This is a genomic window from Pseudoalteromonas sp. MSK9-3, assembly GCF_003590335.1.
Lineage (GTDB): Bacteria > Pseudomonadota > Gammaproteobacteria > Enterobacterales > Alteromonadaceae > Pseudoalteromonas.
Genome location: NZ_MIET01000013.1, coordinates 50,180 through 67,726, shown reverse-complemented (window position 1 = coordinate 67,726; position 17,547 = coordinate 50,180). Strand labels below are relative to the sequence as shown.

19 protein-coding genes are annotated in these 17,547 nt (G+C 38.7%); 2 read left to right on the top strand and 17 right to left on the bottom strand.

The annotated features are described in order from the left end of the window. Positions 1-132 (bottom strand): transposase (locus BGP78_RS05980; RefSeq protein ID WP_147386060.1); only part of this gene is annotated, 132 nt, incomplete at its 3' end. 154 nt (positions 133-286) lie between these two features. Here BGP78_RS05980 and BGP78_RS05975 point away from each other — a divergent pair. Together BGP78_RS05975 and BGP78_RS05970 are read left to right on the top strand one after the other, a co-directional pair. Continuing rightward, positions 287-1,297 carry a phytanoyl-CoA dioxygenase family protein gene (locus BGP78_RS05975; protein WP_119860551.1) on the top strand — a complete coding sequence of 337 codons (1,011 nt, stop codon included), beginning with the start codon at positions 287-289 and terminating at the stop codon, positions 1,295-1,297. A gap of 1 nt (position 1,298) precedes the next feature. Then, entirely contained in the window at positions 1,299-1,982 is a 684-nt protein-coding gene (locus tag BGP78_RS05970) for a hypothetical protein (protein WP_119860550.1), read from the top strand. A gap of 68 nt (positions 1,983-2,050) precedes the next feature. On the opposite strand, the gene BGP78_RS05965 is transcribed toward BGP78_RS05970, so the two are convergent. The 16 genes from BGP78_RS05965 to BGP78_RS05890 form a co-directional block, all read right to left on the bottom strand. Continuing rightward, the gene (locus BGP78_RS05965) at positions 2,051-2,983 is read right to left on the bottom strand and encodes a Gfo/Idh/MocA family protein (protein ID WP_119860549.1); all 933 of its coding nucleotides are present in this window, start codon (positions 2,981-2,983) and stop codon (positions 2,051-2,053) included. A gap of 9 nt (positions 2,984-2,992) precedes the next feature. Beyond that, the gene (locus BGP78_RS05960) at positions 2,993-3,955 is read right to left on the bottom strand and encodes a hypothetical protein (protein ID WP_119860548.1); all 963 of its coding nucleotides are present in this window, start codon (positions 3,953-3,955) and stop codon (positions 2,993-2,995) included. Further along, positions 3,952-4,656, bottom strand: coding sequence for a cytidylyltransferase domain-containing protein (locus BGP78_RS05955; RefSeq protein WP_119860547.1), 705 nt, complete (start codon positions 4,654-4,656; stop codon positions 3,952-3,954). The genes BGP78_RS05960 and BGP78_RS05955 overlap by 4 nt, the downstream gene beginning before the upstream one ends. Continuing rightward, on the bottom strand, positions 4,653-5,576 hold the full coding sequence (locus BGP78_RS05950) for a methionyl-tRNA formyltransferase (RefSeq protein ID WP_119860546.1): 924 nt from the start codon (positions 5,574-5,576) through the stop codon (positions 4,653-4,655). The genes BGP78_RS05955 and BGP78_RS05950 overlap by 4 nt, the downstream gene beginning before the upstream one ends. Continuing rightward, a complete protein-coding gene (neuB, locus tag BGP78_RS05945; RefSeq protein ID WP_119860545.1) occupies positions 5,576-6,649 on the bottom strand; it encodes an N-acetylneuraminate synthase in 1,074 nt (357 codons plus the stop codon). Before neuB ends, BGP78_RS05950 begins: the two co-directional genes overlap by 1 nt. Then, positions 6,646-7,314: a PIG-L deacetylase family protein gene (locus tag BGP78_RS05940; RefSeq protein ID WP_010362163.1), complete on the bottom strand. Its 669-nt coding sequence runs from the start codon at positions 7,312-7,314 to the stop codon at positions 6,646-6,648. Before BGP78_RS05940 ends, neuB begins: the two co-directional genes overlap by 4 nt. Beyond that, entirely contained in the window at positions 7,311-8,201 is an 891-nt protein-coding gene (locus tag BGP78_RS05935) for a formyltransferase family protein (protein ID WP_119860544.1), read from the bottom strand. The genes BGP78_RS05940 and BGP78_RS05935 overlap by 4 nt, the downstream gene beginning before the upstream one ends. Then, positions 8,198-9,364 (bottom strand): UDP-N-acetylglucosamine 2-epimerase, encoded by a 1,167-nt coding sequence (gene neuC, locus BGP78_RS05930; RefSeq protein WP_119860543.1) that lies wholly within the window; start codon positions 9,362-9,364, stop codon positions 8,198-8,200. The genes BGP78_RS05935 and neuC overlap by 4 nt, the downstream gene beginning before the upstream one ends. A 4-nt stretch (positions 9,365-9,368) precedes the next feature. Continuing rightward, positions 9,369-10,517 carry a LegC family aminotransferase gene (locus BGP78_RS05925; protein ID WP_119860542.1) on the bottom strand — a complete coding sequence of 383 codons (1,149 nt, stop codon included), beginning with the start codon at positions 10,515-10,517 and terminating at the stop codon, positions 9,369-9,371. Between the two features lie 8 nt (positions 10,518-10,525). Beyond that, positions 10,526-11,719 (bottom strand): polysaccharide biosynthesis protein, encoded by a 1,194-nt coding sequence (locus BGP78_RS05920; protein ID WP_119860541.1) that lies wholly within the window; start codon positions 11,717-11,719, stop codon positions 10,526-10,528. Positions 11,720-11,746: 27 nt separating this feature from the next. Beyond that, positions 11,747-13,870 (bottom strand): 6-hydroxymethylpterin diphosphokinase MptE-like protein, encoded by a 2,124-nt coding sequence (locus BGP78_RS05915; RefSeq protein WP_119860540.1) that lies wholly within the window; start codon positions 13,868-13,870, stop codon positions 11,747-11,749. After that, a complete protein-coding gene (locus BGP78_RS05910) occupies positions 13,851-14,159 on the bottom strand; it encodes a hypothetical protein (protein ID WP_119860539.1) in 309 nt (102 codons plus the stop codon). Before BGP78_RS05910 ends, BGP78_RS05915 begins: the two co-directional genes overlap by 20 nt. Beyond that, positions 14,149-14,577, bottom strand: a complete 429-nt coding sequence (gene fliS / locus BGP78_RS05905; protein WP_010362170.1) for a flagellar export chaperone FliS — start codon at positions 14,575-14,577, stop codon at positions 14,149-14,151. Before fliS ends, BGP78_RS05910 begins: the two co-directional genes overlap by 11 nt. 9 nt (positions 14,578-14,586) lie before the next feature. Then, entirely contained in the window at positions 14,587-16,014 is a 1,428-nt protein-coding gene (fliD, locus tag BGP78_RS05900; protein WP_119860538.1) for a flagellar filament capping protein FliD, read from the bottom strand. Between the two features lie 26 nt (positions 16,015-16,040). After that, a complete protein-coding gene (locus BGP78_RS05895; RefSeq protein WP_119860537.1) occupies positions 16,041-16,442 on the bottom strand; it encodes a flagellar protein FlaG in 402 nt (133 codons plus the stop codon). Between the two features lie 83 nt (positions 16,443-16,525). Continuing rightward, entirely contained in the window at positions 16,526-17,485 is a 960-nt protein-coding gene (locus tag BGP78_RS05890; protein ID WP_119860536.1) for a flagellin, read from the bottom strand. Between the last annotated feature and the right edge of the window lie 62 nt (positions 17,486-17,547).

Sequence of the window (17,547 nt, the reverse complement as noted above, 5' to 3'; positions counted from 1 at the left end):
CCAGCGCCTTAAAGCCGTTTCTCCAACATCTAATGAACGACATGCTTCTTGAAGTGAATAGCCTTGGTCTAAAACTAAACAAGCGGCTTCAAGTTTGAATTCTTTACTAAATGTTCTGCGTTTTTTTGCCATCGGACACCTCTGATTGAGTGGTAATGATACCACCTAAAATAGTGTCCGGAATTATTGAACCACAACACCCTATCCATACACACTAAATTTTGGTCCATATTTTGCTTAAACTCAAGTATCATGAGTGCCACCTAGTTACGGAGTAAATATAACAATGATTAATAACTTTGAAGACCTATCTAACCTAGCCAATAACTCACCGCAAGAGTTTGTACAGCTATTAATCTCTCAGTATATGTCCGAAAATAATTCTCTTTTTGAATTATTTGGACCAGAAATAAAATCATTACTCCAGTCTAATCAAGAACTATTTTGGCAGTTTTGGAATGAAAGTGAACGAGCTCAGCTCTTGAATTGCCCCGATGATAAACATCAATCATTGCTGAATACACTAGAGCAAGACGGTATTTGTATTATCAATGATTTTTTCGATAAGAAGACAATTCAATTATTACAAAGTGAATGGGACAATAGCTTCAAGAAAATGCCTAAACAAGATGAGAAAACAGTTCAAAAGGCATTAAGAAGCCGCTTCACTTTTGATTTTATTGATGGTGTCCGCTACGTACAAAGCTCTCCCTTTGATAATAAGCAACGAATATTGTTTCAAGAACATGAAAAAACGCCGTCCGCATTTTCAAAATTCATTCTCAATAACACCATGTTCTCAGAGGTTGCCCAACGTCACTTTAAACTTAACATACTTCCCACTCCTAGTTTTGTTATGGCTGAGTATCTCCTAAATACGCGCGTTCCCAGACAAGATTTATTTTGGCATATTGATAATTTGAGCGACCAGTTTAAAGTTATGGTTATACTTGAGGATATGAGTGACATTGACGGTCCATTTACATTCATTAAAGGTACGCATAAAATTAAGTGTGAGTATAAAGAGCGATATCATAAAATGTACGCAATGAATGGTCTTTCCACTCAGGCACATAATCATTTTGAGCCTAGCTTTACTAGCTATAAAAATGCTGAGAAAGCAGTGTTAAAAGCTGGAGATATTGTGCTGTTTGATTGCAAAATCCACCACAGTGCAAGCTTTGTTAAGAAAATGGGAAGCAGAAAGAATCTAGTTCTTTATTTCAATGAAATCCCCACTATCAGGAATAATATTTTCCAGAAATTTGATCACTTCTTAAACTTTGGATTAAATTAAAATGAATAAAAAAACTAAAGTACTGATTTTAACAGACTCATTGGGGTTACCTCGCTCCCCTCCAGAAGAAACGGTGGACGACGATGTATGGATTTATAAGTTAACTGATGCATTCTCATCAACTTGCTCTTTTAGAATGTTGCGCCAGCGAGCTTTAGATTCTAGTCGATTAATTGAAAACATAGATTCCTCACTTAAAGCTTATAAAAACGTTGACTTTGTAATCTTGCAAGTCGGGATTGTTGATTGTTACCCAAGAGCAATTAGCAAAGAGAACTTGCGCTGGATAAATAAAACCCCTAAATGGGTTCAAAATTTCATTCACAAAAGAGTGAAAGCAAATGAACAATATTATATTGAACGAGATGATAATCGGTTCGTAAAGCCTAACGAGTACTTAAAAAATATTGAAAAGCTAAAAAATGTTTTTCCTAGTAGTAAATTCTTAGTGGTCCCTATTGGACCAGCTTGTGAAAGCTATGCTAAAAAAAACTCAAAACTCAAAGCATCTATTGAGCAATACAACCATATATTAGCAAAATCGTTTCCTACAGGTTATTTAAGCAAAACCTTTGAGGGTGTAATACTTGAAGATATGTATATTTCAGATGGCCACCACTTAAGTAAACAAGGACATATTCGTGTATTCAACTCCTTAACTCCATATTTTCAAAAACCTCAGTAAAGTTAAAAAGTAATCATTAAGCATAAATTTATGCATTAGATTAATTACCTTCTAACACATAGCCTCCCTCAGTAGCCTGCTATTTTCAGGTAGTGAGGGAGCATTTCTACATATGAATTAATAGTGACCATGTCAGTCTGTTTATTGCCTAAAAAGCTCTCGACTTGTTTATATAACCCAGGCTTAAAATCTATATCTAGACTAGATTCAAGTGCAAATTTAGATATTGAAATAGAGCCCTTATTTTGTATAGCAAGCTCTTCAAAGGGAGACAAATATATTTTTCTTTTACTCGTTTGTATTTCAATAGCCCACCGGCCTGCCGACTCCCAGTCCGCATGATAACTAAATAATACGCCTGTTTGTGTCACACCTGAACCACTGAACAAAGCTGGTTTATGCCAACTTAATTCACCCGAGTGATTACATGACATTTCAGCTGGTGCTCCGGAAAAACTAAATGCTAAATCGACAACATGGAGTGAATTACATAAAAACCAGTTCTCTAATTCTTTTCTTGGCTTACTTAACTTCTCAATTACATGAGACCACTCAGTAAACTCGAACTGAATGGCCCTTACACCACCATCCTCTTTTATTAACTGGTGTGCTTTTTCAACTGATGCGTAGAACCTTCGATTTAATCCTATATAAACATTAGCATTAGCCTCAATAGAAGCTCGATATAGCTGCTTTGCTTCATCCAGTGACAAAGCAGCCGGTTTTTCAACCAAAATTGATTTAAAGCCAATACCCAATAACTGCAAGGTAATATCAAAACTCGATAATGTACTTACACACACTATCGCGCTGTCGCACCTAATATCAGCACCTTTAACCACTTCATCAATTGGTGACCTATGTACAGTAATTCCTGTTTTACTCTCAAACTCCGTTGCTGATCCCTGTCCTCGTCCAATAACTTTAAAAGTTTCATTTTGCGCTTTAAGTACTTTTGCATACTCAATCGCCATACTACCAGCACCAATTAACCAAATCATATCTACCCCCTAAGTGATTTGATACTCACGACCACGTGAGGTATCCCCATGTAATTGGAAATGTTTCTCTAGCGTATCTAAAAGTGCCAAATGGGTATCAGCAGACTCTTCAAATGGTGTTAGTGTCATTGGTTCCTCCTGAATACTCTGTTCAACAAACTGATAACTTAAATTACTTTGATAAACCGTTTCAAAAGGGCGTATTTCTTGTATATCACCATTAAATTCGATGGTACCTGCAAGCTCATCGATTAGAACCTCCTGATGCTCTGAAGTCAGCTTCACCTGTAATGACATTTTTTCACTATGCCCGCACGATATTGAAAGCTCTTTTGATAAACTCATTATTCGGCCAAACACCTCTTTATAACCACCTCGTTTACTATCAAATATACAAGGCTCTAACTCTTTATCTTCTAAAATAAAAAGCTCTTTCTCTTCAAATAAATAACGATATATATCTAGAAAATGTACCGCGTTGCAAGCAAGCCCCCACTCATTTCCCACGACCGAAAATTGCCAATTTGCATGTTTTTTTAGTTCTTTTTTCAACGCCTGATAGTGTGGGTTCATCCTACGAGGACAATTGACATATGCCTTAACTGAATGCTCCTTAAGTAAATTTCTTGCTTTTTGATATTCATCTTTAAAAGAAAATAAAAACTTCTCAAGTATCAAGCTGGTCACATGATTACTATTTAATAATTCACGCATTACATGAAGTCTAACATTTGAGGTTGTCGCGATAATTGCAACGCTATAATCCTGCCCTTCTGGTAACACTACTTTATAATGTACTTGCGTTTGACCATTGCCAGGCGTTACTTCATCTGCCAACTTTCGAGCTTTAGTTAATGACTCTTTGTCAATATCGACTACATCAATACTCAAAGGTAAACTACTTTTGAGCACACCTTGTAAGTGACGTGCGCCTATTTCCCCACATCCAACAATTAATATTCTATAATTCAACGTGCTTCTTCCATCAGTAACTGTGCAAATTTAAAATCTAATTCAGAATCGATATCTATCGATTCTCGTTGAGACATAATGTATGCCTGTAAGTTTTGCCCCAGAAAAAAACTCTTCTGTTCTCGTATAGCAGCCACTTTAGCTATGTAGATTGCACCATTGAGCCGAAAATAAGGAGGTAAATCTTGGCTCCTAGCATTAACAAAGTCCATATTTAAAAACTGAGACATGTCTTTATCTTGACCAAGCTGTCCCGACCAAATTGGCGAATGCTCAACCTCACAAACAGAAATGATGCCTTCACTACCACTACCAATCATCTGAAAAAAAGCCTCATCGATATGTTTAGACGTCCTTAACGGTGATGTTGGCTGTAGCAAAATAACGTAGTCAAATTGCTCTCCTTGAGATTCGAAATAATCAAGCGAATGAAGAACAACATCTATTGACTTAGCGGTATCCGACGCTAAATGCGCAGGCCTCAAAAATGGCACTTGCGCGCCCATAGATTGTCCTAAAGTGCGCATTTCCTCGCAATCAGTACTCAAAAGACAGGTTGTTATCGTACTACTCTCTACCCCGGCTTTTAAAGTCCAGTGTAATAATGGCTTTGAAAGTAGCGGTTTAAGGTTTTTATTTCGAAGTCGCTTACTTCCTTTTCTCGCAGTTACCACCGCGAGCACTTTACTCGCTGGTTTCATTTTCCAACCTTGAAACGCGTTCCAACCCGAAAATCAGGCGTAAATTTTTCAGCTACTTTTCCATCAAATACTTCACTCATTTGCGTAATTAGTATTGAACTATCTGCTACTTTAACTACACACCCTTTTGAATTACGAGCAGTCACCTCACCTATTGTTGCAATGTATTCAGGTGCACCTAAAATAAGCTCACTACTCAAAATTGCATATTCTTGATCACCATGAAAACAACGAGCACCGGGGCCTGGCAACGTAATCGCTCTGATAAAGTTATGGACTCTCACAGCTGATTGATTGAATGTTAACTCTTCATCCCCGATAACACGTTGGCAAAAATAGGTGCCAATAGGATGTATATCTTGCTGCCGTATTCGTTCAACGGTATTTGTAGCCAATTTTTTTAACGCTGAATATAGTACATCTGCGCACGAATTAATGGCTTTAGACAACAAAGTACTATAATTGTCGACACCTTCTATCGGGAACTTCTGTTGCTCAATGATATCGCCGGTATCAATGCCTTCGTCAATATAATGCACGGTGATCCCAAATTCACTTTCTCCATTTATCAGTACCCAATTTAAAGGGTTTCGCCCTCGATAAAATGGCAATGCCCCTGCGTGACAGTTAATAAAACCTTTAGGTGCCATACAAAGAATAGGCGTTTTTAATATTTGATTGAACGACATAGAAACCAAAAGTTCGGCACCAAACTGGTTAATCACACCAATAAACTGCTCTGAATTAACATTCTCAGCCAGTAAGAATGGTACACCTAGTTTGTTTGCCCACTCTTTCAATATGGGATCTTGAGTATCAAATCTAGGTACAATGAACACTATTTCAAAGCAACTATCAGTTACTATTTTCTCTAACGCTTTGTGAGCCCAAGGTCCATCTGCAAAATAACCGATTTTCACTATATTTCCTGCTCTTCATCAAGATCTGTCACAACAGAGCTACCAATAAGAGACCAATACTCCATTGGTGAGCGACCCGAACCTGAACGTTTAGCCGTAATCATATCTGGCTGCCAGAGTTCACCCGCTTCTACAGCTCGTGTCGTCACTAAGTTCTTTCTGACAATAGAGCGGTTTTCAACCTCAGACTCAGTAAACGTCTTAATCCTACTACCTAACGCCCGCTCAACAGAGCGAATATTAGCTACCATATAGTCTAACTCTTTGGGCTCAAGAGAGGCTTTATGATCTGGGCCTGGTAATTTCTTATCCAACGTAAAGTGCTTTTCAATAACGACACCACCGCGAGCAACAGCCGCCAGTGCGACCGCGACACCTTCAGAATGATCTGAGTAGCCAACGGGAACCCCAAATGCATCAGCCATTGTATTCATAGCTTTTAGGTTAATATCTTCCAACTTTGCAGGATAGTCTGACGTACAATGCAACAAAGTCACTTTTTGCCTTAAAGCTTTCTGCCCAGCCTCGGACGCATAAGCGCTCTGGCACGCAGCAATGGAGCACTCTTTTTCTGGCGTAGTAAAACCAAATGCAAGCACAGCCAAAGCTAACTCTATATCTGCTAATGTCGACATTCCCGTTGATAAAATAATATCAGCCCCCGTCTTTGCGTGAGCCAATAAAAACGGGCCATTGGTTATCTCACCCGACGGGACCTTCAATGTAGAAAGCCCTAATTCATTTACCAAAAAGCTTAGACTTTGTTCATCAAACGCGGTAGATAAAAACTGTATCCCTTTTTTAGCGCAATACGAAATAAGCGGGCCGTGATGCTCATAAGGTAGCTCAAGCCGTTTTAACATAGCAAATTGAGACTCTTTAATCTCCGTATTGACCGTTTGGTATTCACATTGCCGCGCTTCTCGGGTGACCAACTGTTCTGCTTTAAAAGTTTGAAACTTTACAATATCAGCACCAGCTTCAACTGCTGCATCTATTAATTTGTAAGCAAGAGCAATATCGCCATTATGGTTTACTCCAGCCTCAGCAATGATTGTAACTTTCTGATTCATATTACCTCTTTTAGTATCATAAACGCTTCGGCCATGTCGCACCCAGCTACTGCACCTCTATAACGTGCTAATGCGCGAATATTTTCTTCACTACGGGGGAATGGTGCGGGCTGGATCTCACCTTTGTAATACTGCATGATTTCGACTTTTCGCTCTACGTGCTCCGAAATATCTACGAATAAGTTTGGCTTAAATACAGGGTTCATAGGGTTTATCGCAAACTCAGTTTCAGATAGGGTTTCATAGCAGCATATTTTTTTGATAAACGGGTATCTGAACGACTTTGAACATGCCGACACGGCATTAAACACCACACCATGGTCTGAATGAACATCGCCAGGGTATGGGACATAAAGCTGATCGGGCTTTAGCCGATTAATCACCTCAGATAAATCACCAATTAGATCTCCTAATGTATCTGATGACAAAGTAGTAGCCACATGCTCTAGCCACAAATAAGACGTCATTTTATACGCATCAGCCACTTGCTTTATTTCACATTTTCTCGCGCTTATGCGGTCTTTTGAAAAACCAATTTCTTCGTTAATTTGTGTAACAATAATCCAATGAACTTCGTCACCAGCAGCAAGGTGTTTCAATATAGTCCCTCCACACCCTAATGTTTCATCATCAGGGTGTGGCGCAATAACTGCCACAATACTCATATGTACTCTCCGGTTATGAATTTTGAGCCATCTATATTTTCTAACCAAAGACTCGATGTACCTGAACACTTTACATGTACCTTGGTACGGGTTGTGCTTAGTATTTTCCCCGGTTCGAAGTTTAATGCTACCATTTCGTTGTGATGAGTCGCACAAGTTACAGTATAGGTTTCGCCGCCCTTTAAAAATGTAGCCCCAGGATATGGCGAAGACAAAGCTCTAATTAAGTTGTAAATATCGTTAGCATGCATTCTCCAATCAATTGCACCATCAATCGCTGACCGTTTGCGCCAATAATTAGAGCCAGTTTCTACTTGAGGTTGAGGCTCGATTGAGTTGTCATGATAGCCTTTGACTATTTTTGATATCTGTTGAGGGATTACCAAAAGCACTTTATTATATAAATCTCGAGCATAATCCGTATCAAATATTTCGATTGTCTCCTGATCCACTAGCGCGCCACTATCAACATTTTCCTCCATTAAAAAAAAGCTCGAGGCAGTTTCTGTCAACCCCAAGGCCAATGCCCAAATTAAAGGGTGGCGCCCACGATTACGAGGTAGCTTTGCCGGATGGAAACCTATTGCCGCTTTTTTCACGTGATGGAGTATTTTACTAGGTATTATATGACTCCAGCCAATACAAAATAATATATCAATATGTTTATCCAATAAGGCTTTTTCGTAATCGGTATCATTTATAAAAAAGGTTGTCTCAATACCAAGTTCTAGCGCTAATTCAGCCAAACTTGCATAGTCTGAGTTAAACACTGATTTAGATTTGGTGATCAATGCAACCAGCTTAATCTTACCTTCCACATGGTGCTTTAACAATTGTTTGAATGCTGCATGACTGGTTTCTACACAACCGATAAATGCTACGTTCATGACTCACCACCAAAGTCATTGAACCTTTTTAATAATATATCTTCAAGTGACTGATTCATAACTTCATGCACTATTTTATCCGACGCTCCACCAGTGCCATAGGGGCTAATAACCGACATACACACCTCCTTATGCTCTAAGCTAATCGCTGTTTTCAGAGCTTGTACTATTTCCTCTACAGATCCACCACTTTGAATAACTGATTTAGCAGCAACTCGGCCTAACTGCCTAGCACCAATATTGACGGTTGCAACTTTGCAAGATGGCGCTTCCAATATGCCACTCGATGAATTACCAACAACCGCGTCACACACTTTCATAAGTGATAAATATTTCAACTGACCTAATGACTGTGTTAACAATACTCTGGTTGTTTGGCTTTTTGCAAACTCTTGTAGCTTATCTATCAGCACCCTGCCAAATGTATCCGCATTTGGATAGGTAATAACAAGCTGATAATGAGGGAAGGCACCAAAAGCTAATAGCAGGTTTTCCAATGCTTGAAGTGAGCTTTCTTTATCTAAAGTTAAAGGGTGGTAAGTTACTAAAAAGAACTGTTCTCCCAACTTAAAGTCGAGTTCCTTTTCTAACGATTTCTTTGAAAGTAAATTTAATTTTAATAAATTATCAATGCCAGGAGCACCGACATTAAAAACCCGATTCGGCTGCTCACCAAGTTGCTCCACCCGCTTTTTATAGACTTCGGTCGTAGTAAAGTGCAAATGAGACATTTTTGACAATGAATGACGAATAGCTTCATCAATAAGACCCTCAGTGGCCTCGCCTCCATGTATATGTGCAATTGGAATATTTGCGAGCATTGCAGCCTGTGCGACCGCTAAGGATTCATACCTATCACCCAATACCAACAGCATATCAGGGGTGTGTATCACAAATTGTTCGGCAGCAGACATCATGGCTAAAGCCATTGATTTCGATACACCTAAGGCTGTATCTGAAGATACCAAGAACTCCAACTGCCCAGTTACATCAAAGCCATCTTGCTTTATTTGCTCAATGGTATAGCCAAATTCTCTTGATAGGTGCATCCCGCCTACGAATAATTGTAAATCACACCGCGGATGTGCTTTTAGACCTTTTAAAGTCCAATAAAGTAACCCATATTCAGCTCGGGTTCCGGTAAAAATAGCAATTTTTCTCACAATATCACCGCTTCTTTTTTACGGAGCTAGGCAAGTTCACTAGTCTCTGTGCAAAGTATTCTGTATTGTTTAATTCCAAACTCGGTGCGTCAGCGTACATATCTAACAAATGCATGGGTCTCCATATCGGTCTGCCCATTATGTTGTCTTTCGAAAGAGAGTCTAATAACCTATCTCGGTGCGACTTATCCTCACAAACAACAGCGTTTAACCAAAAATTCGACTTACAATTTGGTGGTTCATCAACAAAGCAATAATCGCTATTTAAAAATAAAGAGCGATACTCATCAGCTAGCAATCGCTTCTCAGTTAAAAAGCCATCTAAGCGACCTAATTGTGCTCTGCCTAGCGACGCATTAATATTTGGCATTCTGTAGTTAAAGCCTACTTGGTCATGGATGAACTCTCTTTCATGTTGCACCTTAGCGGTTGACATAAGGTGTCTACTTGCGTTGGCTACCTGTGTATCTTGTGTTAACAAAGCACCACCACCACCGGTCGTTATAACCTTATTACCATTGAAACTTAACGCTGATGCTGTACCAAATGTACCAAGAGCTTGTCCATTATATTGACTCCCTAAGCCTTCCGCAGCATCTTCTACAATTGCTAAATTCCATTTTTTACACACTTTTCGTATGCCATTCATGTCAGCTGGGTGCCCAAAGGTATGCATAGGAAGCACAGCACTGATCTTTTTCTTCTCGATTTTATGAATGCATTCTCCATCTTCGTTTACAAAAGCATATTCAAGTAAGAAATTTTCTAGAGAAACAGGGCATAAACTTAGCGATTGCAACGAAACATCAACAAAAATTGGGGTTGCGCCAATGTAACTAAGGGCATTACAAGTCGCCACAAATGTAAGAGACTGAGTAATTACAAACTGGTCTCGCTTCACACCTGCAACCAGTAATGCAACATGAAGTGCTGATGTTCCAGAGTTAGTCGTTACGGCATAGTTCGATTGAGTAAAAGTACAGATCTCGCTTTCAAATTGAGTTACATTAGCGCCTACAGTCGATACATATGTACTATCGAGGCAATCTATAAGCATTTGGCTTTCAGTTGAACTAAAGTTTGGTTCATGCAGAGGGATAAATTCTTTCGTGTCAAAGTAACCTTGGATGAACTGGCTTATCTTATTGAGCACAATGACTCCTACATTTTATTATCCAATGAATTATACTTTTCTATGTGGGTAAAGTTCGGGAGTATAGGGGCTATAGCATTTTCAATCGCTGACTTTGACCAAACACCTGAACGCTGTAGACGTTTAATTTCATCAATTATGCTTATTATCTCGGCTTTATTGTCAACATTTTTGCTAGGCTTGATTATTCCTATCTCCTTGAAAGCACTCAAGTCAAGCGTATCATGCCCAGAAAAAAACTCTTCCTCAGGCTTTTCACCACTAGTATCACTTTGGGAGAAGTAACATGGCCATAAGCCCGAGGCGATCAATTTTCTGGCTTCACTGCGAGCCTCACCTTCTGAGTCACACCTATATGGAGTAAAGCCATGTGACTGTATCACTGTTTCAGCTACATCAACAAAGCTTTGCAACACTATTTCTGAATTACTTTTTGGAAAATAAATATCTTTATTCTCTCCAAGTAAGCAAGATATTAAGCATAATAACCCCGCTTCCTCCTGCGTAATAAAATACCTTAATATATCTGTTGGTGCAGTTATAACCTGACGCTTTTCAATTCTTGTCTGAAAACTTTCTAATAAAGAGCCATTCGAAAAAGCAACATTAGCAAAACGAGCTGTTGAAATATCTAGCTCTGTACTATATCCATATAATACTTTTTCCATTAATAGCTTTGAAGCACCCATAAAATTAGCTGGGTTAGTCGCTTTATCTGTAGAAACGGAAAAATACTTTTTCACTCCAGAAGAGACAGCTTGTTGTAGCGTTTTTTCTGTAGCTAGAACATTTGTCTCCAACATCCTCATTAAAGTAAATTGGTCCCTTTCACTTCGGACATGTTTCAATGCTGACAGATTTAATACGTAATCATACTGTCCATTTTGAGAATAAAACGCATCATATGTACTAGAGCATATATCGAGTGAAAAAGTCTTGAATTCACCAGAAATATACCCAAGTTCACAACGTAAATCCCTAACCAGTTCGGCTAAGCCATTTTCATTAATATCGACTGCATGTAAGCATAACGGGCTTCGCCTGAATATTTCTTTTGTCACCGCTTGACCTATTGAACCACCAGCACCTATCACTAAAAAACGAGCATTAGAAACTAATGTATTCAATATATCATTATGTTGTGAAACATCCTCATGAAACAGCGGACGGGTTCTACCTATCATTTTTAAAACATCAAGCATGTTATTTAATTCAACTTTAATTTATTTCTAAATTTGACTTGGATTTAAATAATCACAGAATTTTCGGTAATTAGAACCAAAATCAGCCTGTATACTATTAATATAATTAATCCAAAGGTTATTGAGCTGCTCATAACGTTGCAAGGTAAAATCATCGTCCTCATAGCTGTATAACAGCGTAATAATCGGGCAGTGGAAATATAATAACGACCCTTTTAAAATATGAAATAGATGACTCGCGACGGTGCCTCTCAATGAATATATATATTGCTCTTGCCTTTTTAAATTAGACGCAGCTTCAGCTCGGCTATTTACGCTTTCATGACATATGCTCTTTAAATGTTCACATACGTCATTGAAAATACCCACCCCAACAAACTCATCATTGATATTTAAAGATAAAGGACAATAAAAGTCTCTTTTAATTGACTCTACAACAGTGTCTATCTCGATTGTCGAGGGGATTGGTAATAACTCCTGTGCACTTACCGGAACTGCACCTTTAAGCTTGGCTCCATTACCCACATTGTAGAAAGTAATATTCGGATAGGTTGAGATTAAGCTTTCAATTTGTCTATGTGATAATTTATATAAATCATTAGTATAAACAAAGCCAGTTAAATTACCCTCTAAAGTATTTTCTGTTACTCCTGGGCTGTGGTAACCAGGTTCGTCTGGTGAGTTTCTATAGAAACTAAATTTACTATGGTGTTTTCCAGAAACACAGTTACCGTTGTCTACCCCAAACAAATAAATATGTTTAAAGCCTAAATAACTAAATATACTACATGCCGTGTTAGAAACGAGTGGATTGCTGAACGAAGGTAATGGTAGCGTTATTTGCTGATTTTGAAATGCTAAGATTCTCAGTAAATCAGTGCCAGATTCATTTCCCTTCAAAGCTAATCCCGACCACTTATAGAGCTTTGTTGTATCAGGGTATACCACATTCACACTGAGTAAGTTTGTTTTTAAGTACTCTTCTTTAGGTAACACATCTTCGACAATTTTATAGTTTGACAAAGGCCTTTCAACGAGCACATGAAAATCACTTTTAATACCTAATTTAACTAATGATGCTAAAGCTGAACCAGCTGCAACTATAATTGCTTTTCCTTGCTGTTGTTTGATGAAATCACTTGCTTCATCCAAAGAAGGACCATTACCTATGATAAAAACAGGCACATCTTGAAATTTGAAATTTTTTTTGTCTACGTCTTTTAAAAAGCTAACTTGACTTTCAGCGTGATGAATAGAGTGAGCTAGTCCAGTTATTGCATCATTATAAAACCCATGTCCAGTTTGAAATTTAAAGTAATCTTCAAACCAAATTTTTACGATGTCATTTAAACTAGAGTTCGGAATGTGCTGATAACAAAAAGAACGCACAAGCGCTTGAGAACCTATAGATTCAGTAATAACCTCGAGATCAGCAATAAGGGTACTTTCAGAAACACCTAAGAGAAAGTATAAGTTACTACCTTCTTCATCAATACGCTCAATAATACTCGCCCAGTCAGTACAAAATAAACTAGCAAAAAACACTTCAAAGTCAGGCTCAATCAAGAATGTATAATCAAATTGGCATCGTTCCATAAGCATTGTTACATGATAGCCAAGGCCTAACCCAAAAATCATCGCTGTAGGGAACGTATCAGGCAGACTTTTTAACTTGGGTTGCTTTGCCTCTTTATTCTCACGCATTATTGCGCCAAGGTCTACCATGTAATTGGTATGGATCCTATCGTCACTTTTCCTTTTTGGATAACTACTATAATCAGTAACTGTGAAATATGCGTTATTAATATGCTCCGTAACTTGCTTTTGAGCTTGTTCAATAGGGTCATCTCCGTATAAAGGTATTGTCATACCCTTTGGTACAAAGTTCCCATGACCGCTTTGTGTCACATGTAGGCAAAAATCATCTCGTAACTCGAACTCTTCAATCGCTTTGCCTAGGTCAGGATAATATTTATTTATACATACGATATTATGTTCAAAACGAGCGTTCGCTTCCTCTGAAAAAGCAGCTTCTCTTTTTTGATGCGCGATTGTGTGAGATATGCTTTCATCTAACTGATTAATTTGGGTTTGTAACGGCTGATTGTGTTTGTTTTTATTCATATAGAGATCACAGGTTTCTGTAGACATCAAGCTTCTTTTTATTACCGACATGCTTCACTAATTTATTATAAGTTAGTTTTTGCTCTGTCTCTACGCAGCTTATTAAATTTGAATAGCGTGTATAAATTTCATTTAATCTATCCACCTCATCTTGATTCAACGTGAAGTCTGGGGATTCAAAAACTGACCGTAATGTTCGTTCAATAAGTTGACAGGTATCTACAATATTCGTTATTTCTTTGGGCTCAGGACTATTATTAAGCACCTCACTGACTTCATCAATAAGGTTGCCTATTTGCTGGATTTTATCCAGCATTGGCATCACTACCATTATCCCCAAGTGTCTTCTCGCGGATCGAGTATGGGATAGCGTCCCAAGCTGATTTAATCTCCTTCAAAAGCATCGATACTTCCTCAACAATTGACGAGTCATTTTTTAAACTTGCATCTAATAATCTATCAATCATGTACGAATACAGTGAATACAAGTTCTCAGTAACCTCTCCACCAACTTCAAAATCAAGACAACCCCTTAAAGCTTCGATAATAGCTGAAGCTTTTGAAATATGTTCAGCTTTTGCCTCTAGGTTTTTCTTATCAATTGCCACCTTTGCAAACACCATTTTTTCAATTGCGCCAGACATCAGCATTTGAATAATTTCATACCTATCAGCACCCGCAACGCGAGTCTTCAAAGCTTCTTTTTGATAATTTTTTACTTTTGCATTATACATTATAACACCTTAATTATTTGACTTGGTAAAGCCTGGTAAATTAGCAAGTTGCGCGCCTAAATAAGACTGAGTTTGCTGCATATTAGCAAGTAAGACATCTAATCCAGAATATTTTTGCCTAAGCCCAGCTTCAAAAGACTCCATTCGAAACTCATGGTTTTCAACATCGTCTTCTAGCTCACTCAACTGACCATTCAAAGAAGTTTCCCTTTGTTTGATAAGACCCGATGAGTCTATATAGTTACCCAACAAAGTTTCTAAATCTTTCGCAACCCCATTATCCCCTGCAAATGCCTTGCCAATATCATCAAAATTCTCATCCATTGCCTCATCTAAACTTCTTACCAATGATGATTTTTCTAAATATCCATCTTTCTTAACACCCAAGCCTATATCAAAAATAGAGCCAAAAGGACCGGCGTCAGTTAACGTTTTACCCAGTGTATTGATAAGTTGGTCACTTAAACTCCTCATAGATGAATCACCATTGAGTGGTTTACCTATCCTAGTTTGAAAACCTATATTTCCAATTAAGTTGTTATAATTTGTTACTAACTCGTCAATCAGCGTGGAGACTGATTCTTTATCATAATCAATATTTAATTTTGCTGTTTCTGGAGAACCGGCATCATCATCCTCACTGACTTTTAATGCCTTGATTGTCATATCTTGAACTGCATCTTTAAAAGTATTCGTAGCGCTATTTACCGTTAAACCATCCACTGTAATTATTGCATCTTGAGCCACGTCATCTGCAGCGATTGTCATGCCCCCACTGGGGTTCGTTGATGCATCATAGGTCTCAATAGCATCTAGCTCAGCTGTATCGCTGGTAATAACTAAATCATTACCTGTACCACTCACACTCGAGGTAAGTACAAGCTTCGACCCTATAGCGGGATCACCCGTATTAACAATGTTAGCTGTAACCCCAAAGTTGTTGTCTGCAGAATTAATCGCATCTCTCAATTCTGCAAGTGTTGCACCTGCACTAAGTGTTAAATCAAACGTATTGTCAGTTCCTGCACCAAAGGTTAATGTCCCTCCCGACGCTGTAACTACGTCATCGACAGACGAAAATGCGTTATCCGCACTGACTGCTCGACTCCCTTGAGCTAATTGTGTTACTGCGATATCGAAGCTGCCCACTGAAATATCGGATGTGGGTGTTACGCTAATTAAATCACCGCTAGTCGGCTGCGTAATCGTTGCCGCCCTTTTACCAAAATTATCTGGGTCAGCTAACTTTTCAATCGTATCATTCAATTGTGAGATAGCCGACTTAACTTCACCTATTGCAGATAGCTCTACTTTAAGTGACTCTTCTTTTTTTGCAAATGCCGCAACTTTCGGACCACTTTCAGCGTTAACTGACGCTGTAATGATACTTTCTAAGTCTAGGCCTGAGCCGATACCGGCAGAAGTTATAAGTGGCATGTTGTATCTCCAAAATTCATTGTGCTCTATGCGATACTGTCGAGTAAAACACCTTTGCTTGTTAATTTATCGGCCAGTTCATCCAAAGCCTTAGCAACTTCACGAAATTCTTCTGAAGGAATCTCTCGAATCACTTCATCATTTCCTTTATCAACCACCCGAATAAACGGTGGGTCACCATTTTCATCAAACTCAAATGACAAGTTTGTCGTTACTGGAATAACCTTATCTAGCTTCTCTAAGTTCTTCTTTACATCATCAATCAAAAATTGACTATCCACTGGCGTATCTAGCGATTGTTCTTCTTTATCACTCGATGCCTTGCTACTTTCTTCTATTTGTCGCTTTATACCGTTAGAAAGTTGTTCCGTTATGACACTTCCAGTCAAAACATTGGCGATAACATTTGAAGGGTCAATATCTTTCATAATAGATCTCCTTAAACACTACTTAATTATAGTATACGCCAAGTCCAGAAGCGTAGCATCTGAAATTGGCGTAATACAACAGATTAGCCCAATAACGATAAGGCTACCTGAGGTCTTTGATTTGCTTGACTTAAAATCGAACTACTAGCCTGTTGTAAGATCTGCATTTTCGTTAAGTTTGCAGTTTCTTGAGCAAAGTCTGTATCGCTAATACGAGATCGCGCAGCTGTCAGGTTTTCTGCTACATTTGCTTGGTTACGTATAGTTGATTGGAATCGGTTTTGAATTGCACCTAACTCAGCACGTTTTTTATCTACCACTGCTATCATAGAATCCATACCAGCCAACACAGCTTGTGCGTTTGCCTGAGATGATACACTGATAGAACCTGCTTGGAATGTACCTGAGAACGTATAGCTATTCGCGACGCCTGACACTGAGCTCACGCCATCAGCCAGCGTTTGTAAAGATTTACCACCGATGCCCTGAGCAATACCAGCAATGCCTGACAAGGTAAACCCACCATTGGCAGAAACATCATTGGCTGTACCGTCAACATTTTTCATACTAAATGCAATAGTTTGTACTGCGTCAGCACCTACTTGGAAGTTAGCATCATAAGAACCATCTAGTAAGTTTTGACCACCGAAAGTAGTATCTTGTGCTACTCGGTTGACTTCTGATGACAATGACTGGATTTCTTCTTGGATCGCAAGCCTATCTTCATCGGTATTTGAACCATTTGAAGCTTGTTGCGCTAGTGTCCGGATACGCTGAAACATTTGTGTTGTTTCATCCAAAGCACCTTCTGCTGTTTGCGCCAAAGAAATACCATCGTTCGCATTTCGTATCCCTTGGTTCAAACCATTTATTTGACCAGTTAGACGGTTAGATACTTGCATACCTGCCGCGTCATCTCTAGCACTGTTAATACGCATACCGGAAGATAACCGTTTAAACGATGTATCCAACGAGTCTGCTGAATTACTCAATTGTCTTTGTGCGTTCAAAGAACTCACATTAGTGTTTACATATAAAGCCATAATAGCCTCCGCTTCATCTTAGATAAGGTAACTAGCGGGATACCCCTACCCTGCTAGATACC